Source organism: Bacillus sp. FSL K6-3312 (assembly GCF_038007485.1).
Lineage (GTDB): Bacteria > Bacillota > Bacilli > Bacillales > Bacillaceae > Bacillus > Bacillus pumilus.
Genome location: NZ_JBBOXI010000001.1, coordinates 1,022,745 through 1,046,737, shown reverse-complemented (window position 1 = coordinate 1,046,737; position 23,993 = coordinate 1,022,745). Strand labels below are relative to the sequence as shown.

At 40.3% G+C, this 23,993-nt stretch carries 27 protein-coding genes; 13 read left to right on the top strand and 14 right to left on the bottom strand.

Annotated elements, in window-relative coordinates:
• Positions 1-89: 89 nt before the first annotated feature.
• Positions 90-1,169, top strand: a complete 1,080-nt coding sequence (gene serC, locus MHI11_RS05085) for a 3-phosphoserine/phosphohydroxythreonine transaminase (RefSeq protein WP_340960551.1) — start codon at positions 90-92, stop codon at positions 1,167-1,169.
• Between the two features lie 125 nt (positions 1,170-1,294).
• Positions 1,295-1,813 (top strand): tryptophan transporter, encoded by a 519-nt coding sequence (locus tag MHI11_RS05080; protein WP_003212065.1) that lies wholly within the window; start codon positions 1,295-1,297, stop codon positions 1,811-1,813.
• 49 nt (positions 1,814-1,862) lie between these two features.
• Here MHI11_RS05080 and MHI11_RS05075 read toward each other — a convergent pair whose 3' ends face one another.
• Positions 1,863-2,054, bottom strand: a complete 192-nt coding sequence (locus tag MHI11_RS05075; RefSeq protein ID WP_003211362.1) for a hypothetical protein — start codon at positions 2,052-2,054, stop codon at positions 1,863-1,865.
• Positions 2,055-2,182: 128 nt separating this feature from the next.
• On the opposite strand from MHI11_RS05075, the gene MHI11_RS05070 reads away from it, so the two are divergent.
• Both MHI11_RS05070 and MHI11_RS05065 read left to right on the top strand, forming a co-directional pair.
• Positions 2,183-2,539 carry a YtxH domain-containing protein gene (locus tag MHI11_RS05070; RefSeq protein ID WP_007497160.1) on the top strand — a complete coding sequence of 119 codons (357 nt, stop codon included), beginning with the start codon at positions 2,183-2,185 and terminating at the stop codon, positions 2,537-2,539.
• Positions 2,540-2,726: 187 nt separating this feature from the next.
• A complete protein-coding gene (locus MHI11_RS05065; RefSeq protein ID WP_044140685.1) occupies positions 2,727-3,350 on the top strand; it encodes an HTH-type transcriptional regulator Hpr in 624 nt (207 codons plus the stop codon).
• Here the strand turns inward: MHI11_RS05065 and MHI11_RS05060 are convergent.
• On the bottom strand, positions 3,325-3,672 hold the full coding sequence (locus MHI11_RS05060) for a YhaI family protein (RefSeq protein WP_044140684.1): 348 nt from the start codon (positions 3,670-3,672) through the stop codon (positions 3,325-3,327). The genes MHI11_RS05065 and MHI11_RS05060 overlap by 26 nt on opposite strands.
• A 233-nt stretch (positions 3,673-3,905) precedes the next feature.
• Between MHI11_RS05060 and MHI11_RS05055 the strand changes: the two genes are divergently transcribed.
• On the top strand, positions 3,906-4,424 hold the full coding sequence (locus MHI11_RS05055; RefSeq protein ID WP_340960550.1) for a DUF3267 domain-containing protein: 519 nt from the start codon (positions 3,906-3,908) through the stop codon (positions 4,422-4,424).
• An 82-nt stretch (positions 4,425-4,506) separates the two neighbouring features.
• The gene (locus MHI11_RS05050; protein ID WP_072368131.1) at positions 4,507-4,692 is read left to right on the top strand and encodes a hypothetical protein; all 186 of its coding nucleotides are present in this window, start codon (positions 4,507-4,509) and stop codon (positions 4,690-4,692) included.
• Between the two features lie 53 nt (positions 4,693-4,745).
• Here MHI11_RS05050 and MHI11_RS05045 read toward each other — a convergent pair whose 3' ends face one another.
• Positions 4,746-4,835 carry a YjcZ family sporulation protein gene (locus MHI11_RS05045; protein WP_017360317.1) on the bottom strand — a complete coding sequence of 30 codons (90 nt, stop codon included), beginning with the start codon at positions 4,833-4,835 and terminating at the stop codon, positions 4,746-4,748.
• A 145-nt stretch (positions 4,836-4,980) separates the two neighbouring features.
• Positions 4,981-5,067 carry a YjcZ family sporulation protein gene (locus MHI11_RS05040; RefSeq protein ID WP_008361129.1) on the bottom strand — a complete coding sequence of 29 codons (87 nt, stop codon included), beginning with the start codon at positions 5,065-5,067 and terminating at the stop codon, positions 4,981-4,983.
• A gap of 161 nt (positions 5,068-5,228) precedes the next feature.
• Here MHI11_RS05040 and MHI11_RS05035 point away from each other — a divergent pair, with 161 nt between their 5' ends.
• A complete protein-coding gene (locus MHI11_RS05035) occupies positions 5,229-6,131 on the top strand; it encodes a peptidylprolyl isomerase (protein WP_044140682.1) in 903 nt (300 codons plus the stop codon).
• 53 nt (positions 6,132-6,184) lie between these two features.
• Here the strand turns inward: MHI11_RS05035 and MHI11_RS05030 are convergent, their stop codons facing one another.
• From MHI11_RS05030 to MHI11_RS05015, 4 genes are all read right to left on the bottom strand, one after another.
• Positions 6,185-6,415 (bottom strand): sporulation YhaL family protein, encoded by a 231-nt coding sequence (locus tag MHI11_RS05030; RefSeq protein WP_044140681.1) that lies wholly within the window; start codon positions 6,413-6,415, stop codon positions 6,185-6,187.
• A 116-nt stretch (positions 6,416-6,531) separates the two neighbouring features.
• Positions 6,532-7,476: a 3'-5' exoribonuclease YhaM gene (yhaM, locus tag MHI11_RS05025; RefSeq protein WP_065098931.1), complete on the bottom strand. Its 945-nt coding sequence runs from the start codon at positions 7,474-7,476 to the stop codon at positions 6,532-6,534.
• Between the two features lie 62 nt (positions 7,477-7,538).
• Positions 7,539-10,328, bottom strand: a complete 2,790-nt coding sequence (locus MHI11_RS05020) for an ATP-binding protein (protein WP_319610711.1) — start codon at positions 10,326-10,328, stop codon at positions 7,539-7,541.
• A gap of 16 nt (positions 10,329-10,344) precedes the next feature.
• The gene (locus MHI11_RS05015; RefSeq protein ID WP_340960549.1) at positions 10,345-11,559 is read right to left on the bottom strand and encodes a metallophosphoesterase family protein; all 1,215 of its coding nucleotides are present in this window, start codon (positions 11,557-11,559) and stop codon (positions 10,345-10,347) included.
• Between the two features lie 172 nt (positions 11,560-11,731).
• On the opposite strand from MHI11_RS05015, the gene MHI11_RS05010 reads away from it, so the two are divergent.
• Positions 11,732-11,920, top strand: coding sequence for a YhzD family protein (locus MHI11_RS05010; RefSeq protein WP_065098934.1), 189 nt, complete (start codon positions 11,732-11,734; stop codon positions 11,918-11,920).
• Between the two features lie 31 nt (positions 11,921-11,951).
• On the opposite strand, the gene MHI11_RS05005 is transcribed toward MHI11_RS05010, so the two are convergent.
• From MHI11_RS05005 to MHI11_RS04980, 6 genes are all read right to left on the bottom strand, one after another.
• Positions 11,952-12,722 carry an enoyl-CoA hydratase gene (locus MHI11_RS05005; protein ID WP_106064923.1) on the bottom strand — a complete coding sequence of 257 codons (771 nt, stop codon included), beginning with the start codon at positions 12,720-12,722 and terminating at the stop codon, positions 11,952-11,954.
• Between the two features lie 177 nt (positions 12,723-12,899).
• A complete protein-coding gene (locus MHI11_RS05000) occupies positions 12,900-14,186 on the bottom strand; it encodes a lysine N(6)-hydroxylase/L-ornithine N(5)-oxygenase family protein (protein ID WP_340960548.1) in 1,287 nt (428 codons plus the stop codon).
• Positions 14,187-14,261: 75 nt separating this feature from the next.
• Complete coding sequence (locus tag MHI11_RS04995) at positions 14,262-15,761, bottom strand: coproporphyrinogen III oxidase (RefSeq protein ID WP_044140674.1); 1,500 nt, start codon at positions 15,759-15,761, stop codon at positions 14,262-14,264.
• A gap of 114 nt (positions 15,762-15,875) precedes the next feature.
• Complete coding sequence (locus MHI11_RS04990; protein ID WP_065098937.1) at positions 15,876-16,742, bottom strand: Cof-type HAD-IIB family hydrolase; 867 nt, start codon at positions 16,740-16,742, stop codon at positions 15,876-15,878.
• A 451-nt stretch (positions 16,743-17,193) separates the two neighbouring features.
• Positions 17,194-17,550: a YlbF family regulator gene (locus MHI11_RS04985; protein WP_012009440.1), complete on the bottom strand. Its 357-nt coding sequence runs from the start codon at positions 17,548-17,550 to the stop codon at positions 17,194-17,196.
• Positions 17,551-17,671: 121 nt separating this feature from the next.
• Entirely contained in the window at positions 17,672-18,805 is a 1,134-nt protein-coding gene (locus tag MHI11_RS04980; RefSeq protein ID WP_065098938.1) for a DUF445 domain-containing protein, read from the bottom strand.
• A 214-nt stretch (positions 18,806-19,019) separates the two neighbouring features.
• Between MHI11_RS04980 and MHI11_RS04975 the strand changes: the two genes are divergently transcribed.
• From MHI11_RS04975 to MHI11_RS04955, 5 genes are all read left to right on the top strand, one after another.
• A complete protein-coding gene (locus MHI11_RS04975; protein ID WP_065098939.1) occupies positions 19,020-20,123 on the top strand; it encodes a YheC/YheD family protein in 1,104 nt (367 codons plus the stop codon).
• Positions 20,080-21,438 (top strand): YheC/YheD family endospore coat-associated protein, encoded by a 1,359-nt coding sequence (locus tag MHI11_RS04970; protein WP_340960547.1) that lies wholly within the window; start codon positions 20,080-20,082, stop codon positions 21,436-21,438. Before MHI11_RS04975 ends, MHI11_RS04970 begins: the two co-directional genes overlap by 44 nt.
• Before the next feature lie 155 nt (positions 21,439-21,593).
• Entirely contained in the window at positions 21,594-21,803 is a 210-nt protein-coding gene (locus MHI11_RS04965; RefSeq protein ID WP_003211787.1) for a YheE family protein, read from the top strand.
• Between the two features lie 20 nt (positions 21,804-21,823).
• Positions 21,824-22,699: a helix-turn-helix domain-containing protein gene (locus tag MHI11_RS04960; protein WP_065098941.1), complete on the top strand. Its 876-nt coding sequence runs from the start codon at positions 21,824-21,826 to the stop codon at positions 22,697-22,699.
• Between the two features lie 139 nt (positions 22,700-22,838).
• The gene (locus MHI11_RS04955; protein ID WP_065098942.1) at positions 22,839-23,945 is read left to right on the top strand and encodes an ABC transporter ATP-binding protein; all 1,107 of its coding nucleotides are present in this window, start codon (positions 22,839-22,841) and stop codon (positions 23,943-23,945) included.
• Positions 23,946-23,993 lie beyond the last annotated feature (48 nt).

The following is a 23,993-nucleotide window of genomic DNA, read 5'->3' as shown; positions in this document are numbered from 1 at the left end:
ATTCAAATTTTTTGTCCAATTGCTTCAAATTTGTGATAGGATGGTTTTATCTTTTGATCCATTAACGCGAGAAATAGGGAGAGATTGTGATGAAGCGAACGACGAATTTTAATGCTGGTCCGGCGGCACTGCCGCTAGAAGTGCTTGAAAAGGCACAGGAAGAACTTGTTGATTTTAAACAAACTGGAATGTCTGTGATGGAGCTGTCTCATCGCAGCGGTGAATATGAAGAAGTCCACAATAAAGCAAAAGCACTGTTGGTGGAACTGATGGACATTCCTGAAGATTACGAAGTCCTCTTTTTACAGGGCGGAGCTAGCCTTCAATTTGCGATGATTCCTATGAACTTCTTACATGAAGACGAAACGGCTCATTTCATTCAAACAGGCGCTTGGTCAGAAAAAGCATTATCAGAAGCAAAAGGGTTTGGTGAAACATCTGTGTTTGCTTCAAGTGAAGACGACAACTACTCGTATATTCCAGAAGTAGATGCCTCCGGTTTAACAGATGGCGCTTACTTACACATCACATCAAACAATACGATCTTCGGCACTCAGTGGAAAACGTTCCCTGGTACATCATTACCACTCATTGCGGATATGTCTAGTGATATTCTCAGCAAAAAAATCGATGTTTCTCAATTTGATCTCATTTATGCTGGGGCACAAAAAAACTTAGGGCCTTCTGGTATCACGATTGTGATCGCGCGCAAACGTTTATTAGAAAAAGAGAAAAGCAGCACACCGAAAATATTAAAATATTCAACACACGCAAAAGCTGGCTCTCTTTATCACACACCACCGACTTTTGCGATTTATATGCTGTCTCTTGTCCTTGAGCATGTCAAACAGGCTGGCGGCGTGGAAGCAGCGGAAAAACGCAATGAACAAAAAGCAGGCATTCTCTATGACACAATTGATCAAAGCGGCGGTTTTTACAAAGGACACGCACGCACTGACAGCCGGTCGCATATGAATGTCACATTTACCCTTCGTGATGATGCGCTCACTGCTTCCTTTGTAGAGAAAGCAAAGCAGGAACAAATGGTTGGACTTGCCGGCCACCGTTCTGTCGGTGGATGCAGAGCATCTATTTACAATGCGGTATCGATTGAAGACTGCCAAAAGCTTGCGGAATTTATGAAAAAGTTCCAGCAAGAAAATGAGTGAAAAAGCTTTTCTATAGAGAAATAAATTTGGTATAATAACGAGAAATATAAAGTGATGACTCTTGCAATAAATGATGAGCCATATTATTGGAGAGTTCTAAGAGCTTAGCAGAGGAGAGCATAGAAATGAAAACAAAAGAATTAGTCATTATGTCATTGCTTGCAGCAATGGGAGCTGTTTTGCATACGATTTTCCCGCCCATCTTTTTCGGAATGAAACCTGATATGATGCTGGTCATGATGTTTTTAAGCATCATCCTTTTCCCAAAGGTACAGCATGTAGTGGTTATTGCCCTCGTAACAGGCGCCATTTCTGCATTAACAACAGGTTTCCCAGGCGGACAAATTCCAAATATGATTGATAAACCAGTGACAGCCTTTATCTTCTTAGCCCTTTTCTTATCTTGCATGAAGATAAAGAACAAAGTAGTGCTGACCGCTGTATTAACTGCGATTGGAACCATCGTATCCGGCGTGATTTTCCTATCTGCCGCATTACTGATCACTGGACTGCCAGCTGCATTACCGGCACTTCTTGTAGGCGTCGTCCTGCCAGCAGCCGTGATTAATACCATTGCCATGGTATTTGTCTTCCCAATTGCTCAGTCCATTCTTAGACGTGCAAGAATGATAGAAGTTGCTTAACGAATAATCGAACCTCTTCATAATAGATGAAGAGGTTTTTTTCATGCTTTTATAAAAGAAAAAGGGTCAGCAGCAAAATGAGGAGCGAAATTCCTGCACCTGCCGCACACACAAGTGCTTTTTGCTTTAATACATGTTTTGGCGGATAAGACCCTGCATACCCCAGCTGTCTTGCATAATGAATAGAACCACCTGTAAAAACGACACCGATACACGTAAAAACGAACAGAAAGACAGACAACCTTCTCCCCTCCCTTTTCTTCAAAAGTATGCTAAAATAAAGCAAGCTATGTATGGAAGTTCAATGAAGCTGATCGTCAGCTCAGAGAGAACATGCGAATGTGTAAAATTTGACTAGAGGTGATTTGAATGGCTAGTGGACGTTCTTTATTAACAGGATTATTTGTAGGCGGTCTCCTCGGAGGTGCGGCAGTGCTCCTGACGACTCCCTCTTCTGGCAGAGATGTGCGCGGAAAGATGAAAGACGGCTATGACAAATTCGAAGATACGCTGACAAGATTAAAAAGAGATGGACAGGCTTTAAAAGAGCAAATTGTTGAAACAGCAAAAGAAAGCGCAGAGGTCATTAAAGAAGTCGGAACTGAATTACAAACATCGATTCAGCAATGGCGTGAAGAAATCAAACCTCACCAGCAGGACTTGCAAAAGGAAATTCAGGAAATTGAGGAAAAACTCAAGCAATTGGAGAAAACCTTACAAAACTAATATACTCAAGAAAAAATATTCGTTTACAAAAGTGTGCGGGGTGCGTATCCCGCACTTTTTTTGTTGAAAAAAGGTTATTTTGTCAATGTTTTTCATGAGTTTTAAAAATTCTTGAATTTTCAGCTTTATTAATCTTTATTTTATTGGCATAATAGAATTACAAGAAAAAGAGAAGTAGGTGAAATGGATGAATCATTCGGAACAGCCTTTCGATGTAAAAGAAGCACTTTTATTCAGTCAAAGAATGGCCCAATTGAGCAAAGCTCTTTGGAAATCCATTGAAAAGGACTGGCAGCAGTGGATCAAACCGTATAACCTAAATATCAATGAACATCATATTTTGTGGATTGCATATCAATTAAAAGGAGCTTCAATATCAGAAATTGCAAAGTTTGGCGTCATGCATGTATCAACGGCGTTTAACTTCTCCAAGAAACTCGAGGAACGAGGATTTTTAAAATTTTCTAAAAAGTTAAACGATAAACGCAATACGTATATTGAGCTAACGCCAAAAGGCGAAGAGACATTCCATAAACTACTCGAAGATTATGACCCGGCACGAACTGGTATTGTCAAAGGCGCACAGCCGCTTCATGACATTTACGGAAAGTTCCCTGAGATTTTAGAAATGATGTGTATTATCCGAAACATCTATGGTGAGGACTTCATGGAGATTTTTGAGAAATCGTTTTCAAACATTGAGAAGGACTTTTTGAATGAGCGAGGAAAAGTCACGAAAAAACCTGAGGAACTTGAAGACTCAGCTGATGCAGCAGAAAAAGCGGCTAATAAAGCAAATCAAATTGTTTAATGATCTTTATAAATTCATTCATCAACGGCTGAAACAGCCCTTGATCATGCAATGCAAATATCGTCTCATGCACATCCAGCTTTTCAATTAACTGTCCTGCAAAAAGCGCAAGCATATCGTCAAACATGACGTAGCCTTGTGCTTTTTGCTTGTCCATTTCCTCTGAAAGCTCAGCACAAATACGCTCAATTTCCTGCGCCTCTTCTTTCGATACCCGCTGCCTAATCAATAATGCATAATATGGATAACGGCTCATATCAGTCGCCGTCAGCAAAAGTTCCATATAATATTCGAGCTGGCTCATTCGTTCCTCAATACTCATGTACGTTCCCTCTTTCTCTTAGTCTTTCTATTCTAGCCGAAATTACTCATTGACGAAAGAGACGAACCTCCCTCTTCTGTCTTTTTTTCTTGAAAAATCCAAAGTTTCCTCTCTTTATTCCATATGAACACAACATTTTATTTTTTTTCATGAAAACCATTGATTTTTATCTTCAGGAAGAGTAAATTATCTTGAGATATTCAATTAGTTTTTTAAGATTGGAAGGATGAAAAATGAATTGTTGGAAGACCATTAATCTTGAAAAGGATTATGGTTATACAAGACTGCTGATTTCAGCCATCAGCCTTGCTATACTTTTTTTCATTACGGCTTTTTTATGTTTTCAACTGACTCATCCTGAAACGAGACTAAGCAGTCACAACGCACCGCTTTTTGCTATGCTTTTACTTGTGACATTGCTTGTCCACCGTGTGGTTCACTTGATCCCAGTGATGAAAAACAAGAAAAAAATGACGCTATTTAAACGAAATTGCTGGAAACGTGTACCAAAGAACATCATGCTTTATTCACTTCTCAGTCCATTTTGTGTGATTTCACCGGTTTACTTTGTGTTAGGTGTGGCGTTTCCAATGTATGCACACTATTTTATCATCATCGCAAGTATTCATGCAGGCTATTGTTTGCCTGACTTTTTATTTGCATGGAAACTGCTCAAAGCACCTAAATCCTGCATCATCGATCAAGCCCAAGACGAGTTTGATATTTTAGTTGACCAAACATCCTCATCATGAGGTTTTTAAAGCCAACTTCTATCTTTTTCATAAAAAATTTGGTAATGTAGTATGGGAATAGCATAGAGAGGGGGGATCTCCGATAGTTTTATTTTACTTCATCGTCTTTGCCGCGTTTATTGTGTATTCAATAAACAGGCTTACTAATACATTATGCCTTGTCAGAGAGATTCCTGAAGAACGGCAAGATAAGGTGTTTCGCTTTATCAATGTATCGATACTGATCTTACTGATCTCATCATTTGTTGAAATTACCATATCTATTTAAGATCAAAGCAAAAGCTGCCAGTTTGAGGGCAGCTTTTTGTGTATATTGATTAATTAGCAAATCCAAGATGCACCGATAATGATCAATAAGATGAATAACACGACGACTAGTGCAAAACCGCCAGCGAAGACTTCTCCTCCCATGTAAAAACACCTCCTGCCAGTTCTTCCTCTGTTCTAAGCTCAGTGTATGCTATAAAATTGAAAACGTTTAGGCACCTGTCATCGTTTGAAAAAAGAACCGCCCGCACGCATGGCAGGACGGCTCCTTTCTGTCACAGCGATTTAATTAGTAAAGATATGCTGCACCAACGATGATCAGCAAAATGAATAGCACGACCAATAAAGCAAACCCATTAGAATATCCTGCTCCCATATAATTCAGCCTCCTTTTTGTGATCACTATATGTGTATGTAGCGCGCAAATTTTTGACTAGACGAATGCCCTTCCATTTGCATTTCTTTTTACAGCGTGTCACAATATGTTATGATACAAGCAATGATAAATAAATTGGAAAGATTAGGAGTGTTTTTTGAATGAAAAAAATGGCTTTAGCAGCTGTAACAGCAGTTAGTGTTTTAACTCTTGGCGCATGCAGTAGTGGTGATAAAGATGTTATCGCAACAACAAAATCAGGAGATGTCACAAAAGAAGAGCTTTATACGACTCTTAAGAAACAAGCAGGTGGAGATGCTTTAAATCTACTTGTTCAACAAAAGGTTCTTGCTGACAAATACAAAGTATCTGATAAAGAAATTGATAAGAAAATGGAAGAATATAAAAAGACACTTGGTGAAGATCGTTTAAAACAACTTCAAGATGAATTCGGAAAAGATTACATCAAAGATCAAGTGAAATATGAGCTGCTGACTCAAAAGGCTGCCAAAGCTAACATCAAAATCACTGATAAAGAAGTAAAAGCGTATTACGATGACCTAAAAGGGAAAATCCGCGCAAGCCACATTTTAGTAGCTGATAAGAAAACAGCTGACGAAGTGGAAAAGAAATTAGATAAAGGTGAAAAATGGGATGCTGTTGTGTCTGAATATTCAACTGATACCGCTTCAGCTGCACAAGGCGGAGATGTAGGCTGGTTCGCAAAAGAAGGTCAAATGGACGAGAACTTCAGTAAAGCTGCATTTAAACTAAAAGTGAATGAAATCAGCAAACCAGTGAAATCACAATTCGGCTACCATATCATTAAAAAGACCGAAGAACGCGGTAAATACGATGACATGAAAGCAGACTTGAAAAAAGAACTACTTAATCAAAAACAAGCAGACACAAATGAAATCCAAACCATCTTAAACAAATTGGTGAAAGATGCAGATGTGAAAGTAAAAGATAAAGAGCTTGAAAACACGTTCAAAGAAAAATCTGAACAACCTGCACAAGATCAACAACCTGCACAAAATCAACAATCTCAACAAAACCAGTAATCGCAAAAACCCCCTCTGCCGTGATTGGGCAGAGGGGGTTTTATATCACCTGATTAAGCAATCGAGTGATCTTCATGTGCCGCCGTATCCTGGGATCTTTTCATTTGCTGCCCCTGGCGTCTGCGCTCTCTTTCTTGCTCCATTCGCTCGATAAAAATTTCTCCTTCCTTTTCAATAAAGGATTGATCAATCTCTTGCTCCTCTTTGGCCGTTGTCATTAATTTATACGCACAGAAAATAATGCCAATGATACATGCATACACCCACCATGGAAAAAACAACATTTTTTCATCGCCTCCTTTTTTTCAGAACAGCTCTCTCTTCCCTTGTGTTACATGCTTATGCAAAAAGAAGACAAGTTATGAAAAAAACGCCCGCATAAGCGGACGTTTTGACATGGTTATTCGTGAAAGGTTGGTTTATAAAATGAACGATTCTCTAGCGCAAAAATACGTTCTGTATATTCTCCTGGCTTCACATGCTCAAGCGCACGATCCATCATATTCATCTTCGCATCTAAATTATCAATATAGTGGAGAATTTCGGCTTCCTTCACCATTGGTGGTTTCGGGCTGCCCCACTCTCCTTTTCCATGATGACTCAGTACTAAGTGCTGTAAAATCAGAATTTCTTCTGAATCAATGCCAAGCTCTTCTGCAGCTTTCGCAATTTCTGTCACCATAATCGAAATATGACCAATTAAATTCCCTTCCACCGTATAGGTGGTTGAGACTGGGCCTGAAAGCTCTTTGACCTTTCCTAAATCATGAAGAATGATGCCTGAATATAAAAGATCTCGATCTAATGATGGATATAAGTCAACAATTGATTTAGCCAAATGCAGCATGGACACTACATGATAAGCAAGACCAGAGACAAATTCGTGATGGTTTTTTGTTGCTGCTGGATAGTCAGCGAATTCCTGTCCATATTTTTTCAGCAAATGCCTTGTGACACGCTGTAAATTAGGGTTTTTCATATCAAAGATATATTGCATAATCGTATCCATCATATCATGCTTTGGAATAGGAGCTGTTTCGAGAAAATCATCAATTCGAATTTGCTCATTTTCAGCAACAGGGCGTATATTCCTAAGTTTCAGCTGATTCCTCCCGCGATAATGATGAATATCGCCTACTACCTTCACAATGGTTTGCGCGGCATAGGTTTGTTCATCATTCTGCTTGGCATCCCATAGTTTCGCCTCAATATCTCCACTTTGATCTTGAAGAATTAACGTTAAAAATGGTTTGCCATTACTCGCAATCCCTTTAGTAGATGATTTAATTAATAAATGCAGGTCAACTTGTTCGCCGACATCATAGGTCATGATCCCTTTAGCCATTCAATAAAAGCTCCTTCCATGTTTCTGCTCATATAAGTATAACATAAGTCATTATTTGTCAATCATTCAACTGCTAAACTCGTAACCTGTCCATCTTCTGCCGCCTGCTTCATATGCTCATGACAGGTGAAATAAAACAGCTGTGTTTCAAAACGTGTGAGCTCGTTCATCATCTCCAGCACTCTGCCTAGACGAACGTGATCGAAATGAACAAAGCTGTCATCCATCATAAACGGAAGCTGACAATCTTGCTGATGAGACAAAGCAAGCGCAAAACGAATCGCCAGATAGATCTGTTCACACGTTGCCTGTGAAAGTTCCTCTGGACGGAATATTCGTCCATCCATTCTTTTCACCATGAGCAAGTCATCTTCAGGTGAAAATAAAATCGCTTCATAACGATCATTTGTTAACGGTTGAATAAAACTAGAGGCTGTTTGAAGCAATGCAGGCAGTCTTGTTTCTTTATGCTCATTCAATTTTTCTCGTATGACGGAGCGGACAAGCTGAATGGCCGCCCATTTTTTTGCGAGGTGCTTCGCATGCTCCTGCTCTGCGGCAAGTTGATGAGTCAATTCAGACACTGTTCCAGAAGCTTCTATTTGCCGGATTTCCACTGCTAGTTCTGCTAAACGCTTTTCCATATTCTCCGCATTCAATTGAACGTCATGAAGGTGCTGCTTTGCTTTTGCACACTCCTCCTCAAGGAGAGGTAGTCCTTTATGAACAATCCATTCTTCCTCATCAAAACAACCACTTCTATGAAGCTCTTGATTCAGCTGCTGCAGCTCAGAAAGCCGTTCCCGGTATTCTTTCGATAGATGAGAAAGCACTTGGTAATCTTCTTTGGACTTTGCTTCTACTTGACGAAAGAGCTCGTCAGTTTGTTTTTCGTAATATTGAATTTCACCTTCTAGTGTCGAGAGCTGCTGCATCGCATGTTGAATGGATACATGTAATGTTTGGCGTTCTTTTTCTCTTTTCGCCTCATCTTTCAATATCTCTTGAAGGGCTGAAATATTCTCCTGAATAGTTCCTTCCTTTTTTTGACGAATACTGCTTAACGCTGAAACCTTGCGCTCATAAACCGATTGCTTATCGGAGAGCACGTCTAATTCACGCTGAAGCTCCTCATATGCCGCTGTACTCATTTTTAATTGTTTGAGAATATGGAAGGCCTCGACTAGGAAAGAAAGCTCAGACGACAAGCCAAGCTGTCTCTTCTTTTCCTCTACTTGCTGCTGGACAGGCTCTAGCTCTAGCTCCCAGTCTTCATATTGCCGGATGATTCTTTCGTACAGCAGCTCCTTCTGCCTCATAAGTGTTTCAGTTGAAGCTGCCTGCACTTGAAAGGAATCTAAGGCGTCTTCGCCGCTTCTTTGTTTCATAGGGCTCATTTGACTGAATGAGTAAATGACAAAGAAGAGAAAAACAGAAAATCCCGCAAACAAGAACGTGATCCACCACTCTGTTAAAAAGAATAGAACAAACAGAAACACCACATCAAATGCGATCAAACCTCGGAATAATGACGTTAGGGAATAAACCGGTTTCTTTTTCGATCTTGTCTCCTTCGCATCATCTTCTGCTCCGCGCAGTCTCACTTGCTGTTCCTTTAATCCTTTTAGCGCGGCTTCTGCTTCGTCCAGCTCATGTCTTACGTGATCAAATCGTTCATCTAACTGCGCCTTTCTGTCCATGAGACGGACGTATTGAGTGACAGTCTCCTTTAATTCCCACTCAAATTCAAGCGAATCGTCGATTTGTTCGAGCTTTATCGGGCGCTCCCACTTTAGCTTTGCTACCGCTTCGTCGATTTTTTGTTTCAATGAATCACGGTTTGCTCGACACTCTGCTATACGCTTTTTCACAAGCTCAGCATTAGATGCTTCATCTACGACTCGTTTCATTTCCATTAAGGTATCCTTGTCATAAAGCGGTTGAACTTGTACGAGTGAGGTTTGCAAATGATCTAACTTCTGTTTCAGTGCAGTCAATTGAGCCTTTTTCGGGTGAAGGTGTGATTCTAGTTTATCCAGCTCATGCTCTGTTTCTGCTCTAAAACGTTTGACCCGGTCTGGAAAGCGGGCTAATTCCTTTTTCAACTCCACTTTTTTCTCAATCATGGGATACACTTGAATGGATTCAGTCAGTTTCTGAAGGTGTTCTTCTGCTTGCTTCATTTCATTTTGAAGCTTTTCGATCGTCTTCGTTAATTCAGATTGCTCCCGTTTCTTTTCGGTATAGCTGCCTTCTACCAATCTCGCTTGTTTCAGCTGACCTGTCAGCTCTTTTAAATGATCAAGCTGCTGGTTTAATTCAGGCTTGCGGCCATTTGGTTTAAACAGCTGCTCCTGCTGCTTTAGCAGCCTGCTATCCATCTTGTTCGCTGCATCTGAGCCAAATAAACTTGAGAAAAGTAGAAATTCGCCTATTTGATCCTGATTTAAGGCTTGGACATTTTGCAGTCCGAACACATCAAATGAATAGATTGATTGATATAATCTGCGATCCGTTCCCTTTAAAAGTGTCTGTAAAAAAGCTTCGTCTTTCACTTCACCATTCGGTAAAAACACCTGTGCTTGACCACCGCGGTCGGATGTTCTCTCAATGTGAATAACGCCTAACTCATCATCTTGGCAAGTGAGAGAACCACCATAAAAAGAACCCTGTTTCGTCTTGTACATCTTGTTTTTCGGAAAACCAAATAACATCGATTCAATAAACGTTTTCAATGTCGTTTTCCCCGATTCATTCAGGCCGTAAACTAGCTGAAAACCGTCATCAGAAAAGTGAAAGGTCCGATTTGAAAATTTCCCAAAATGGGCGATATGGAGTGAACGTATTTTCATTGTGCCTCTCCTTTTCTCATAATTGCTTTAGCTGTTCTTTCAGCAGCCTTTGTGCTTCTTCTTTTATATCCACTTCACCCTCTATTGTGAGAGCTTTTCCTGACTTTCTATAAGTTGGGTGACGCTTGATCGGTGATAGAAGCTCTTCATATGCCTCAAACTGTGAAATTTCAGCAGTGAGTTCCTTTAAAAAAGAATCTTCTGGATAGGCGATTTCCTCATTTGTTCGGCAATCAATCGATATCACCCAAACGAATACATCTTCATCTTCTTCCTGTTCATGAAGAACGGTCATCAGCTCCTCAAGCAACTCAAGCTGCATATGCTCAAAGTAAGGAGGAGCCTCACCCGTCAATTCAATTTTCACAAAATGAGGGACGCCATCCTTTTTCAGTTCACTGATTTTTTTATCCACAAGGATCACAAGATCCGTCATATGAACCGTCTCTGTGATGTCTATTGCAAGTGTCTCAAACATCACATCCGCACAACTCATAAATTCCGCTGTCGCAGAATCCTCGGAGAGTTGAACAACGTAACAGCCTTTCTCTCCTGTTTCTTTTATATGTCTGCCCTGCATGTTACCAGGGTAAATAATCAACGGGTCTTCATGCAGAAGGGCTCTCTTATGTATATGTCCAAGCGCCCAATAATCGAAATCTCGGGAAACGAGCTGCTCAAGCTGAAAAGGTGCGTACGCGTCATGACCTTCTTGTCCAGCTAATGTACCGTGAAGCATCGCAATGTGAAAGGCAGCATCTGTCGTTTTGACGTAATGTGAGGTCATATTTTCATAGACAGCACGCTCTTTGTAGCTAAATCCATAAATACTTGCGACAAGCTGATCTCCTCTATAGTAGGATTGCTCACTTGGGGTACTGGTTGAAAAAACGTGCACATTCTCAGGCCACTCAATCGGTGTCCATTCACCGCCTAAATGATCATGATTACCATAAATAATAAAGACTTCAATCCCTTGAGTTTGCAGTCTTAGAAACTGATTTCTTAAAAACAGCTGTGCTTTCAGGCTGCGGTTTGATTCATCAAATAAATCTCCGCTCAGTAGCACAAAGTCTACTGCTCGAGCAATGGCGAGATCAAACATATTCTTCGCACTTTGAAATGTACTTTCTTTGAGCCGCTTAAAGGGTAAGCTAGGGATATTCGACATTCCTGCAAATGGACTGTCTAAATGTAAATCTGCGGCATGAATAAAGGTGAGCATAGTCAAACGTCTATCTCCTTGTCCGATACTGTCATTGTCCATATTTTATCATGCCATTTTTGCGAATGCACGTTCTATCACTCTCATTCTAAAAAACACATTTTTAAGGGCTAAAAAAGAGGTTTTATCTTATTCCTTGTTTAATTACATAGAAAAGTAGAGGAAAGGAAGATGAGGAATGGCGAAGACATACTTTTTAACTGTATTTGACCCATCGGGTGAGACTTTATTAAATGAAAAAATCACAACGGATAGTGATGAAAAGGCAAAGGAATTAGGTCGCCATCGCTTAATCGAACAGCAATACACGAAGCATTCTCATCGGCTCGTTGATGATGCAGGCAAGCTGCTTTTATTTGAACGTTAAAAAAGCCGGCATTCGCCGGCCTCACATCCGTTTATACATTCTGGAACACAGGTCGTCTTTTTTCTAAAAAGGCCTGAATGCCTTCCTTATGATCATGGCTTTGCCTCAGCCTTGCCTGTGCTGTCCTCTCTTTTTGAAGAACGGCTAGCAGCTCAGGTTCTGACTGCTGGAAATAGATTCGCTTTGTCTCGATAAATGCTTGAAGCGGCATGTTCATAAACGGCTTCACACATACCTTTTGATACGCATCGACTTCCTCTTGAAACACGCCGTCTGCAAGGTCCAGCTTTAGCGCTTCTTCAGCAGGAAGCTTTTGTCCGCTCCAAATCAATTGTTTCGCGGTTTGTTCACTGACTCTTTTTGTAAGGAAAAAGTGCCCTCCGCCATCTGGAATTAAGCCTACTCCATTAAAATTCATGGCGAGCTTTGCATCTTGATGCATAAACAAGTAGTCACAGCTTAAAGCAAAGCTAAAAGCAAGGCCTGCCGCTGACCCGTGGACAAGAGCAATCGTCACTTTTTTCATACCAGCTAGAGAAAGTGTAATCCCCTCGATCAAATCCATCACACGATGGAAATCTTCTTCACTTTCCTGCTTAAGCATCATGCCAATATCTCCGCCTGCTGAAAACCCTTTTCCCACGCCCTTGATCACAACGACTTTTGCACTGCTTTCCTCCGCTGCATCACATGCCTCTTTGAATTCAGCAAACATGTCCACATGAAATGAATTATAAGCCTCAGGCCTGTTGAAAACGATTTCAAAAATATCTCCGTCTAGCTGACAATTGATATATGTCATCACCCATCCCCCTTTTCTTTAAACACATGACTTACTTCCATTTCAACCCGAATAATCCCTTTTCCCCTGCATAAGAAATTTCAGGATCAGTTGATACCAAAATAAGCATAATTATTGAAACGAAAAATATATTTTTATATAGTAAAGGACCCTATGCTTGGGGCCCTTTTTCATCTCTTATTCAAATTGCTGAAAGGCTGTTTCTTGCTTGACTGGCGCTTCTTTGCCCCCACGAATGGTTTGAATCACTTTCTGGTTGCGGTAGATGGATAGTTTTAAATTGGTCGCCGCTGTTCCATGAGAGTGATCTAGGTGCGTGAATGTAAAGAAATGATGCGGACGCTTGTCTTTGAACACAAGCCTGAAGTCTTCTGTCACTTTAAAATGCTCTTCACTTTCCCATTCAATTAAAGGTTCATACGCACTAAACCATGCCGGGATATTCGGTTTGTACCCTGTAGCCAATACGACACGATCTACTGTTATACTCTTTTCTTTCTTTAGCTGCCACTGCTTTAGGTGCAGCTTCAGGGACTGATTCTCCTCCACCTGAATGGCTTCAAGCTCGGTCATTGGCTGAATAATCACAGATGGCTCTTCACCTGAAACAGACCGATGATACAATTCCTGATAAATGCGTGAGAGCGTCGATGCATCTATCCCATTTCTTAATCCAGTCAGCCTAGGCAATGTGTTCATTCGTTCTTCATAAGGAAGCGAATGGAAATATTCAACGTACTTTGGTGTAAACAGCTCCTGACCAAGCTCAGCCGTCTCCAGCTCTCTAAATTCACTAGATCGCGTAAACCAAGATAGCTGCTGCCCTTTCTTCTGATGCTGAAGCAGGTCTAAGAAGATTTCGGCTGCGCTCTGCCCAGAGCCAATGACCGTCACCGCCTCAGCTTCATGAAGTTCTTTCTGCTGCTCTAGATACCGGCTGCTATGGGTCACATATGGCAGTGCAGCATCAGGTGCAGCATCAGGCACATCGACAGGAATCATCGGTTTGCTCCCTGTTCCGAGCACGACATGCTTTGCCCGATACTCAGAAAGCGATCCATCCTTCAATCGCCGGACTTTCACAAGATAACCACCTTGGCAGTCCGTCACTTCCTCTACCTTCATCCCAAATTGACAGCTATCTAATTCACCTGCGACCCATGACAAATACTCATTGAATTCTCTTCGCGGAATGTCAAACTGTTCAAATGTATAGAACCGGTGAAGTCTATTTGATTCATGTAAATAATTTAAAAATGTATATCTGCTCCTTGGATTCGCCATCGTCACAAGATCAGCTAAAAAGGAGACTTGTAAATCCGTTCCTTTGATCAGCATACCAGGATGCCAAGCAAATTCAGTCTCCTGTTCAAAAAAACAGCATGAAACATCTTCATACTCCTCTAACAAAGCCGCCAAACCTAAATTGGCAGGTCCAATCCCAATTCCGATCACATCAATCATATGTACACCTGCTTTAACTTTTTTTCACTTATATACCCTTTTACAAATGAAAAAAACACTGCGTCACCGCAGTGTTTAAACGTGAGGAACAAATAATGACTCAAGAAATTGAATTTTCTCTTCAGTATAGTGTTCATAACGGTCATTATATGATTTTGGATCTTTTGGATTGGCATATTGCGTAATTTTTCCTGAACGTGGATCAATGAACTTACTAGCAGCACCGCATCCAATCCCAATGATTGTCTGCACTTCTTCCATAATAATGATATTATACAAACTTTCCTGTCCATCTAATGAATACCCGACATTTTCAAGGTTCCCTAAGATGTTTTTTTGTCTATATAAATAATAAGGATGATAGTCATGTGCTTTCGTCCAAGCGACCGCTTCATCCATCATACGTGTGATTTCTTCTCGGTCAGCTACTTGATATTTGTCCTTATTGCGTGTCATCTCAGACGCTCTTTTAAAGGAGAGCGTATGCACAGTTAAAGATTCAGGCTTAAGTTCTTCAGTCTGCTGCAAGGAATGCTGGAATTCCTTGAGCCCTTCTCCTGGCAAACCAATAATTAAGTCCATATTAATATTATTCATGCCATACTGTCTTGATAAGTGATACTTTTCAATCGTTTCTTCTACACTATGGTGCCGGCCAATGGCTTTCAGTGTTTCATTCTCATACGATTGTGGATTGATACTAATCCGGTCAATATGATATCGGTTTAGCACCTCTAGCTTATCAGGCGAAATCGTATCAGGACGTCCTGCTTCGACAGTCACTTCCCGTATATGTTTCACATCAGGGAACGAGCGATACATTTCTTCATACAGCAAATCCATTTCTTCCGCAGTGATACTTGTCGGCGTACCTCCGCCAAAATAAACAGTCGTCACTTTGATCCCATGTTCTTTTAGCCAAGCACCAATTTTTTGCATCTCATAATGCAGACCAAACAAAAACGTTCCCACTCTTCCAGCTTGTCCTTTAATCGCATAAGCAGGAAACGTGCAATAAGCGCATTTTGTTGGGCAGAAAGGAATACCAATATAAATACTTACTTCCTGCTGAAGGTCATACAGATCCGGAATCGCTTGAAGCTGACGGTCAACAATCTCCTGCATCAAATCGATTTTTTCATCATGAATCAAATAATCACGCTTTAATGCAGCATGCGCATCTTCCTTTGTCATACCTTCTCTCAGCATCTTATGAAGTAATTTTGTAGGACGTATCCCTGTGAGAATACCCCACTTTTGCGTCATTCCTGTGTGCTCCTGAAGCAGATGTAAATAAACAGACAGCACTGTGTTTTTGATTTGCTTCCAGCGCTCCTTGTCATTCAAGCCCTCTGGGACGTCTCGCGAAAAACGACTAGTGATGTCTGACCCAGCGATATAGCCAGATGCTTCCACCGTTCCATTTTCTTCTTCCCAGCTAAACACCATGGTTAAGCCATCTTCCAATTCATCTGGATCAAACAGCACTTCACTATCTTCTTCAAATAAATTGGCTATATTGACAAGCGGGCGATGAAATCGTTCATCTGACAGCCCTTTAATTAAAATTCGCATCGTATCACCTTTATCTTCAAACTTGTTTCATTTTACAAAATCTATGTAGGAAAAGCAATGACTGGAACAGTTGAAGGCCCTGCCATTTCTTAATTGACAGGGCCTTCGTCTATATTATCGTTTAATATCGAATTGATGTAAAAATCCTTCTCTTTGCTGCATTCTAAAGTATTCTTTGATCATATAAGCGACTCCCTGTTCATCGTGCGAACGTGTCACCCAATCGGCTTTACGCTTAACAGTATGAGGTGCATTTCCCATCGCAACGCCTAAGCCAGCCAATTCGAGCATTGGGATATCATCTGTTCCCTGCCCAATGACCACCGTATCTTCTAAAGTCAAACCTAATGCTGAGGTCAATAGAGAAAGCCCCGCTTCTTTCGATACGCCTTTGCATACAATATTCATTTTCTCATCACTGATCCGAATAAGATCGACAGATGGAAAAGCTTGTTGAATGGTTCGGTGAATTTCAGGCTGAAGCTCTGCGGTTGAATATACTTCAATCACTGGTGTACTGACCGGTTCATCCATCAGCATATCACTTAGCGATTCAACAAATTGCACGGGATAGAAAATTGGATCAGACGGATGAATCAACGTCTTTCCCATCAGCTGTGACTGCGTTTTTTTCCGGTTGCCAATCGAGAATTTTTCATGCAGCAAGCGAACATTACAATCAAAGCTTTCAAGAATTTGTACAAGATTAAACGTTTTTTCTTCCGTTAGTTTCTTCACATGAAGCGGCTCATCGAGTTTATTCGCGATAAATGCACCACTATGCGTCACAAGGGTTGACGTTGGAATCTTCAACGCCTTGGCAATTTTTTGTGCGGAACGAAAATGCCGGTTGGTGACAAGCGTCACGTAAACCCCTTTTTTCTTCACGTATTCCACAGCTTCTTTTGTAGCGGAATGGATTTTTCCATTGGAACGAAGTAACGTTCCATCTATATTGAGTGCAAGTAATTTTTTTGACACTGAGGCATCCCCCTTCTTGATGACTGTACTTACGATGAGGATATGCCCTAGCTTGGTGCTTTAGAACATGCAGTTAAAAGAGCTCTGTGTGTTATGAATCTTTTGCAAATAAAAAAAGCCTACCCCTAGGCTTTTTTTTATGTATGGTTTGGATGCGTCACAATGAGGTGATGAAGCTCCCCATGATCCCCTTATCTTTCACACACCAAAGCATTGCTTATATCAGATCCCCTTATGCTTTGTGTTTCTCCCAGAAGCGCTTCTCTCTCGTTTGGCTAATCGCCATAAATCCCAAGTGAAACGCACCCAATTGTCCCATGAGAGCGCTCATTTGAAAGCACTTTCAATATAAGTATTATCGCAGAATTTATGAGCTTCGACAACCTTTTTTTGAAAAGTTAGACAGGGAACATGTGAAATAAAAAAAGGGCGAATATCATCGCCCTTTTCATTAATTTTCTTCTGGATTCCCATAAAGCTCTTCAAGAGGCTTCATGATCACTTTATTTAATTCTCCGATGAGAACACTCACACGTTGTTCTGCTTCCATCAACTGAGAGATTTTATCGTGCTGTTGAACAAGGGCTACTGTTTTTTGAGCTTGCTCCACTTCTTCTTGTGTGATCTCTTGACCAGTCATTTGTTTTTGTTGAAGGTTTACTTGAATGTCACGGAAGTTCTCGAACATTCTTTTAGAGGATTCATCCGCGTTTACCTCATCATAAAGATTTTTTAAAGTTGAATATTCTTCGCTATGACGCAGTGCTTTTTCAAGGTCATATGCAACATCATAAACATTTACAGACATGTTATGTCTCCTTTCTATCCGTTATCACCGATATGATCGGCGGACACCACTCCACTATAACAAACTATGGCTTTCGTTTCACATATATACAATGAATTCATCAAAATTTCTCTAGTCTGTCTTAAAATAACGTGACAAAGATTGCTTGGATTGCGCCAATTAATCCGCCTAAAAGACCGCCTAAGAATGTAATCATCTTGAGCTCCTTATTGGAAATACTGACGACAAGCTCTTCCATTTTTTCTAGCGGGAAAAGTTCAATTTGTTCACGAATGATGTCTTCAAATTGCAACTTTGCCAGCAGACCCTCTAAAACATTTGATGCCGCACTGATCCCCTTTTGAATCAGTACTGGTGCAACGTGTGTTTTAAGATCATCCGCTACAGCACTGACATATGACCCAACTGACCTGTCTAATATCAGCTTGGTTGAGAAATGAGAAAGCAATTGGTTTTTCACGCTAAATATAAGTTCCTTCACATTCCATCTTTCATCAAGCTCATGTAGAGAGAACTGCTTCACCTTGTCCCATTCTTGAACAAGCAAATCTGATAAAAACCTTTTTGTCTCTGCGTTTCTTAAAAATTTGATGATTTCAGGATGTACCCGATCAATTAAGCTTGAATTTCCTAGAAACATTTGGACCATACTGCCGAGCATTCCTCTTTCTTTTAAGAAATCATCAATCATATTACCGAGTCTTGATTTTCCTTCCTCACTTTCAAAATAATGAATCCCTCTCTTTAAAATATAATCTGCTGCATCTGGAATTTTTGAAGATATTTTGTTTTCCACATCTTGCGGAAGCAATTCAGATAAAGTTTGCTCATTATAATTTTCAAGTAGTGAATTGAGCTTATGATCAGACCACTCATGGATCCATTCATCTGCTTTGACGTCAGCCTGTGATACGCCGAAGCTTTCAAGCAAAGATAGCACTGTTATCTCCATTTCAGCGCCTTTGTCAATATATCGATGGACTGTATGTAAGATTTCTTGCTTTGCCTCCGATGATTCAAATCGCTTTTGAATACCTTCTGGCGTGAGCAAATGCTCCATCACCATGACACCAACTTGCTTGGCTACTTCGTCTCTTCTTTTCGGAATGAGCCCTGGTGTAAAAGGAAGCTGTTTCCCGAATAAGTAATACGGCTTATAAGGGCGAAAAAGCATTTTAATCGCAAGATGGTTTGTTGCTGCTCCAATGACTGCGCCTATCACAATCATAAAGATAAACGTTGTGAATATATTCAAAGTCGTCATCAACCTTTCAAATAACACCCGATGTTTATTGTTTTAACCTATACGTATTATAGTTGTTGTCAAGTTCCCAAGCAAATGAAGCATGCTGCTAGACATATGATCAATCGATCTGTCGTAATGATAAAGGAGCGCAATCTTTATGTAAAATCATAAAAAAGTGTTTTTCTGCTGGTAAAAAAAGAAGTTGAAAAGAAGGTGTTTTTTAATGACATCAACATTAGGTATTGTGACCCTTTCACCGAAGTATGAAGAGACATTCACACGTGGGCTAGCCAAAGCTGCCCCTGCTTATGGTTTAAAGGTTGTCCGTTTTACACCACTTGATTTAAAGCCGGCTTCAAATTTGATACAAGGTCAAACATATACGAATGGTCATGGATTCGTCGCAGCAGAATTTGAGATTCCTGACTTGATTTACGATCGATGCCTTTACAAGCATGACGCACAATCTAAAAAAGCAAAACCAATCATGGATTGGCTGAAAAAGTATCCGAAAACAGATTTTTTGAATACAGGTATTTCAAATAAAATGATGCTATTCGAGCAGCTCCGCCTTCTCCCTGCTTTACAGCCATATTTACCTGTCTGCTCATTATTAAAAAAGACATCAGACCTTCTCAGCATGTTAAGGAAAGACGGTTATTGTAAAATGCAGCCGCTCTCTCAACACCATGCAGCATCTACTTACTTCATTTTCTTAAAAGACAACACTTTCACTGTTCAGCTAAGTCCCGAGCAAGTCATCACATTTTCGCGTCCATCAGATATAGAGCGTTGGTGTAAAAAATATGTAGGCCGATATTTCCTTCAATTTTTTCAGACGAGTGATGAAAAAGACTTTTTATTCAATGAAATAAGGATTTTCCTGATGAAAGATTCACAAAATCAGTGGAATCGCATAGGAATTCACACAAAATCACCTACAGAAAATAGTCATTTAAGCATTACACAAAAATCAGCAGCCATGATAGGCTTTGATCACTATATAAACACCTTGCTTCCGCACATCAAAGAGCTTCTTTTAGATGATATTGCATCCATTCAAGCATCTCTGCCAGTATATATAGATAAAACCCTTTCCCCTTGCTTTGAATTCGCTGTAGACTTACTTCATACAAGTGAAGGCAGGCTTTTCATATCAAATATAAGATCAAAACCAGGGCGATCCGCTTTTTTAAAAGCTTATCCTGACAAGGAAAATCATTTGATTCGTACCATTCTTGCACATGCCCAATCGATGAAGTCTCAACCGAAGGAGGTATCTTATGAACAAAAATCGCTGCATCATCGCTCCTCATCCCACAAGTGAAAAAACAATTCATCTTCCCGTCCGTTTTAAACAGCAGGAGGCGATCTATTCTCTTGCTTTAGGTTCCCGTTTAATAGATGACTTCACCGTTTCCTATCATCAACATCCGAAGAAAATTTTATTATCAGAAGATCTATATAGAGATTTACGAATTCCTTATCAATCAAAAGCTGATGTGATCGCCATTGATCATACCCTGTTTTTAGGGCCACTGCTTGGTATTTTCACCGCAGGTTTTGAGCAAAGCACGCAGCCACTCGGAACGAGATCAGACTTTTTTATCAAACTGCTGCGCTCTTTCAAACAACATGCCGGTTTTGCCTATCTTTTTGGTACTCATTCTATTGATTGGGATAAAGGAATGGTAGAAGGATTGTTGTACCAACAGCAAACATGGGTTAAAAAACAGATGCCCCTGCCTTCAGTCATTTACGACCGTCTTCCAAGTAGAAAGACTGCTCAGTCAGCATTCATTCAAGAAACAAAACGCAAACTCACTCAAGACTATGATATTCCTTGGTTCAACCCTCATTTTTTTAACAAATGGGATATTCATGAACAACTGTTAACAGATGAAAAAACATGTCCTTTTCTTCCACATTCCATTCAATTGGACCCGGTGGACGCTCTAAATAAAATAGAAACACTCCTCCATCTACATCAGGTCATTTACTTAAAACCGTCAAACGGCAGTCACGGCGACGATATTTATCAATTAAACAAGAAGGCTCATGGAATCATTGTATGCTCAAATCAAGGAAGAGCTGTTCCATATGAATCATTAGAGGATTTCGTGACCAATCTCCGGAAAGATCACGCGGTTCAAGACTTTATGGCTCAACAAGGCATTGCACTTCTTCAAATAGACAATCAACCAATGGATTTCAGAGTCCATACCAATAAAAATAAGTACGGTCATTGGACAGTCACAGCAGCAGCAGCAAAAATTTCTGGCAATCACACCGTCACGACTCACCATTCACATGGTGGCTCCGTGAGAACACTTTATGATGTTTTTCCAGAAAAGAAGAAGCGTTTCAAAATCTTAGAGCAGCTTTCTTATACGGCCATCACGCTTAGTCAGGTAATTGATGAAAAAATGTCCGGTCATATTGGTGAAATCGGTTTTGATTTAGGTATTGATCAGACAGGAGCTATCTGGATGTTTGAAGCCAATTCTCGCCCTGGCCGCGAGGTTTTCCAGCATGTCTCATTGCGAAACTCAGAAAGGCTGATCGGCAAAAGAATCATGGATTACGCATCTTACCTTTCACAAACGACCTCAACAACTACAGACCATACAAACGTCTACTGAATGTTTTTCGTTTTAAAGTGAGGGTGCTATGAAATCTATGCTTTTCCTATGCTCTTTTCATCAGATGAGATACAATAAAATCAAGTTCAAGGTTGTTTCCGTATTGTCGTGTTTATTTATTGTTTCATCAATAAAAGCAAGGAGGCAATAATGATATGATTTCTCATTTTCAATGGAAACCTCTCTTTAAAAAAGCACAATTGCCAGGCTGGAAAATATCCTTTTTTCACAATGGTGCGCACTACGAAGGCATCTACCACAAAACAGGTGATATTGAATGGGGCTCTCAGCTTCCGCCCCATGAAGTCGAACCAACATTAAAAGAAGAAATCCACGAATTAATGCTATTCCATGTCTATGATTAAACTGTTTAAGGAGCTTCGCCATGTTAGAAAAATTAAAGCTTGTTTACGGAGAGCATATCATCAGCTCCCCTACAGATGATCATCAAATTCTTTGGTACCAAACAGACGAAGGCGAATTATTTGGAGTAGACAAATCAAAGCTTACAGCTAGAGAAACACTTCTCCTCAATACTTTCCTTACACCAATTGATCTTTCTCACACAAAGCAGACTGAGGATGAACAAAAATGGTACAGCTATCTTTTTGATAACAAACCACTAACTGTTCAGCACCCCGTCCGTGTATATTATTTTAAAATGTCACATCAAGCAGAACAAAGGCAGCAAATAAAAGAGGCTGTGGTCCACAGCCTCGAACAAACTCATTTCATTTGGACAGGCGCTCATACAGCGATGCTGATTCAAACAAACGCTACATCAGAAAATAGTCAATTAGAGCTACTATATGATTTGTCTCTAGCCATTACAAGTGACTTTTTAACAGACTCAGTCTTTTTACAAGGACAGCTCCATTTGCCAAATGAACATTTACAGAATAAATTGTTAAAAGAACAGCAGCTTGTCTTGGGCCATATGCAGCGAGCTAAGCCTAGGTCAGGGATTTGCACAATTTATCAATGTCTACCCTCACTCTTACGTTATGATGAATCCGCCCTCTCTCATGCTATTTCAGATGCTTTTAAAGAGGCGGTCCTTGATCGGGACGTTTACCGTACCCTCATGACTTATATGCAATGTAACTTAAATGCATCTAAGGCAGCAAAAGCTTTATATGTTCACAGAAACAGCCTTCAATATCGAATTGATAAATTTATTGAGCGAACAGGAATTGATATACGACATTTTCCAGAAGCATCTGCCGTCTATTTTATGATGAATCTTCTCGACCTTTCATAACATTCAGTGACATGAGCACCCTGCCCAAAAATGAAAATGAGATGTTGTGCACGTTGTCCATTTACAGACGCTTCCCCATTTTATACACTTTATTTACAAGTAAAGCGCTTTCAACAAGTAAATGGGGAGGTTATCATCTATGGCTGAAATGATGCTCAATCAAATTTATAAAGTGTATGATAACAAGGTAACAGCAGTAGACAACTTTAATCTACATATAGAAGATAAAGAATTTGTTGTATTTGTTGGTCCATCTGGGTGCGGAAAATCAACAACCCTTCGCATGATTGCAGGACTTGAAGAGATTTCACAAGGGGATTTTCTTTTAGACGGAAAACGGATGAATGATGTAGCACCAAAAGACCGGGATATCGCAATGGTTTTCCAAAACTATGCATTATACCCTCACATGAATGTATACGATAATATGGCTTTTGGATTAAAGTTGCGGAAGTTCCCGAAAACAGAAATTGATGAGCGGGTTCGAAATGCCGCTAAAATATTAGGCCTTGAGCAATATTTAGACAGGAAACCAAAAGCACTGTCTGGAGGTCAAAGACAGCGTGTTGCACTCGGGAGAGCAATTGTGCGTGATGCAAAGGTCTTTCTTTTGGATGAGCCGCTTTCTAATTTAGATGCAAAACTTCGCGTTCAAATGCGTGCTGAAATATCTAAGCTTCATCAGCGTCTGCAAACGACATTTATCTATGTCACACATGATCAGACTGAAGCTATGACAATGGCTACTCGTCTTGTCGTAATGAAAGATGGCTTTATTCAGCAGGTTGGAGCGCCGAAGGATGTATATGAAAATCCAGAGAATGTATTTGTAGGTGGATTCATTGGTTCTCCTGCGATGAATTTTTTTACAGGAAAGCTCTCTGACGGTGCCATTGCAGTTGGAAAAACGCATATACGTGTACCAGAAGGAAAGATGAAGGTATTACGCAGCCAAGGTTATATAGGAAAAGATATCATCCTTGGTATCAGACCAGAAGATTTTCATGATGAACCCGTGTTTATAGAAGCGTCTGAGGGCACAAAGATTGATGCTAACGTAGAAGTTGCTGAATTAATGGGAGCAGAAACGATGCTTTACTCTTCTCTCGATGGTCAGTCTTTTATTGCACGTGTTGATTCTCGTACCGAGGTTCAGGCCGGACAATCTATACCTCTTGCCATCGATATGAACAAAGCCCACTTCTTTGATTCGGATACGGAGCTCCGCATCCGTTCCGCTGAATAAAGAGATATATGCAGTGCCATCACTCATGATTGAGTGATGGCTTTTTTG

Excerpts from the sequence above, each read along its gene's own strand:
- MHI11_RS04985 (WP_012009440.1), bottom strand. The coding sequence starts at position 17,550 with ATGTCTGTAAATGTTTATGATGTTGCATATGACCTTGAAAAAGCACTG.
- MHI11_RS04955 (WP_065098942.1), top strand. The coding sequence starts at position 22,839 with ATGGCTGAAATGATGCTCAATCAAATTTATAAAGTGTATGATAACAAG.
- serC (WP_340960551.1), top strand. The coding sequence starts at position 90 with ATGAAGCGAACGACGAATTTTAATGCTGGTCCGGCGGCACTGCCGCTA.
- yhaM (WP_065098931.1), bottom strand. The coding sequence starts at position 7,476 with ATGGCTAAAGGGATCATGACCTATGATGTCGGCGAACAAGTTGACCTG.
- MHI11_RS05080 (WP_003212065.1), top strand. The coding sequence starts at position 1,295 with ATGAAAACAAAAGAATTAGTCATTATGTCATTGCTTGCAGCAATGGGA.
- MHI11_RS04960 (WP_065098941.1), top strand. The coding sequence starts at position 21,824 with ATGTTAGAAAAATTAAAGCTTGTTTACGGAGAGCATATCATCAGCTCC.
- MHI11_RS05000 (WP_340960548.1), bottom strand. The coding sequence starts at position 14,186 with ATGATTGATGTGATCGGAATTGGGATTGGACCTGCCAATTTAGGTTTG.
- MHI11_RS05070 (WP_007497160.1), top strand. The coding sequence starts at position 2,183 with ATGGCTAGTGGACGTTCTTTATTAACAGGATTATTTGTAGGCGGTCTC.
- MHI11_RS05055 (WP_340960550.1), top strand. The coding sequence starts at position 3,906 with ATGAATTGTTGGAAGACCATTAATCTTGAAAAGGATTATGGTTATACA.
- MHI11_RS04965 (WP_003211787.1), top strand. The coding sequence starts at position 21,594 with ATGATTTCTCATTTTCAATGGAAACCTCTCTTTAAAAAAGCACAATTG.
- MHI11_RS05030 (WP_044140681.1), bottom strand. The coding sequence starts at position 6,415 with ATGTTGTTTTTTCCATGGTGGGTGTATGCATGTATCATTGGCATTATT.
- MHI11_RS05065 (WP_044140685.1), top strand. The coding sequence starts at position 2,727 with ATGAATCATTCGGAACAGCCTTTCGATGTAAAAGAAGCACTTTTATTC.
- MHI11_RS05045 (WP_017360317.1), bottom strand. The coding sequence starts at position 4,835 with ATGGGAGGAGAAGTCTTCGCTGGCGGTTTTGCACTAGTCGTCGTGTTA.
- MHI11_RS04995 (WP_044140674.1), bottom strand. The coding sequence starts at position 15,761 with ATGCGAATTTTAATTAAAGGGCTGTCAGATGAACGATTTCATCGCCCG.
- MHI11_RS05060 (WP_044140684.1), bottom strand. The coding sequence starts at position 3,672 with ATGAGTATTGAGGAACGAATGAGCCAGCTCGAATATTATATGGAACTT.
- MHI11_RS05020 (WP_319610711.1), bottom strand. The coding sequence starts at position 10,328 with ATGAAAATACGTTCACTCCATATCGCCCATTTTGGGAAATTTTCAAAT.
- MHI11_RS04975 (WP_065098939.1), top strand. The coding sequence starts at position 19,020 with ATGACATCAACATTAGGTATTGTGACCCTTTCACCGAAGTATGAAGAG.
- MHI11_RS05035 (WP_044140682.1), top strand. The coding sequence starts at position 5,229 with ATGAAAAAAATGGCTTTAGCAGCTGTAACAGCAGTTAGTGTTTTAACT.
- MHI11_RS05010 (WP_065098934.1), top strand. The coding sequence starts at position 11,732 with ATGGCGAAGACATACTTTTTAACTGTATTTGACCCATCGGGTGAGACT.
- MHI11_RS05040 (WP_008361129.1), bottom strand. The coding sequence starts at position 5,067 with ATGGGAGCAGGATATTCTAATGGGTTTGCTTTATTGGTCGTGCTATTC.
- MHI11_RS04970 (WP_340960547.1), top strand. The coding sequence starts at position 20,080 with ATGAACAAAAATCGCTGCATCATCGCTCCTCATCCCACAAGTGAAAAA.
- MHI11_RS05005 (WP_106064923.1), bottom strand. The coding sequence starts at position 12,722 with ATGACATATATCAATTGTCAGCTAGACGGAGATATTTTTGAAATCGTT.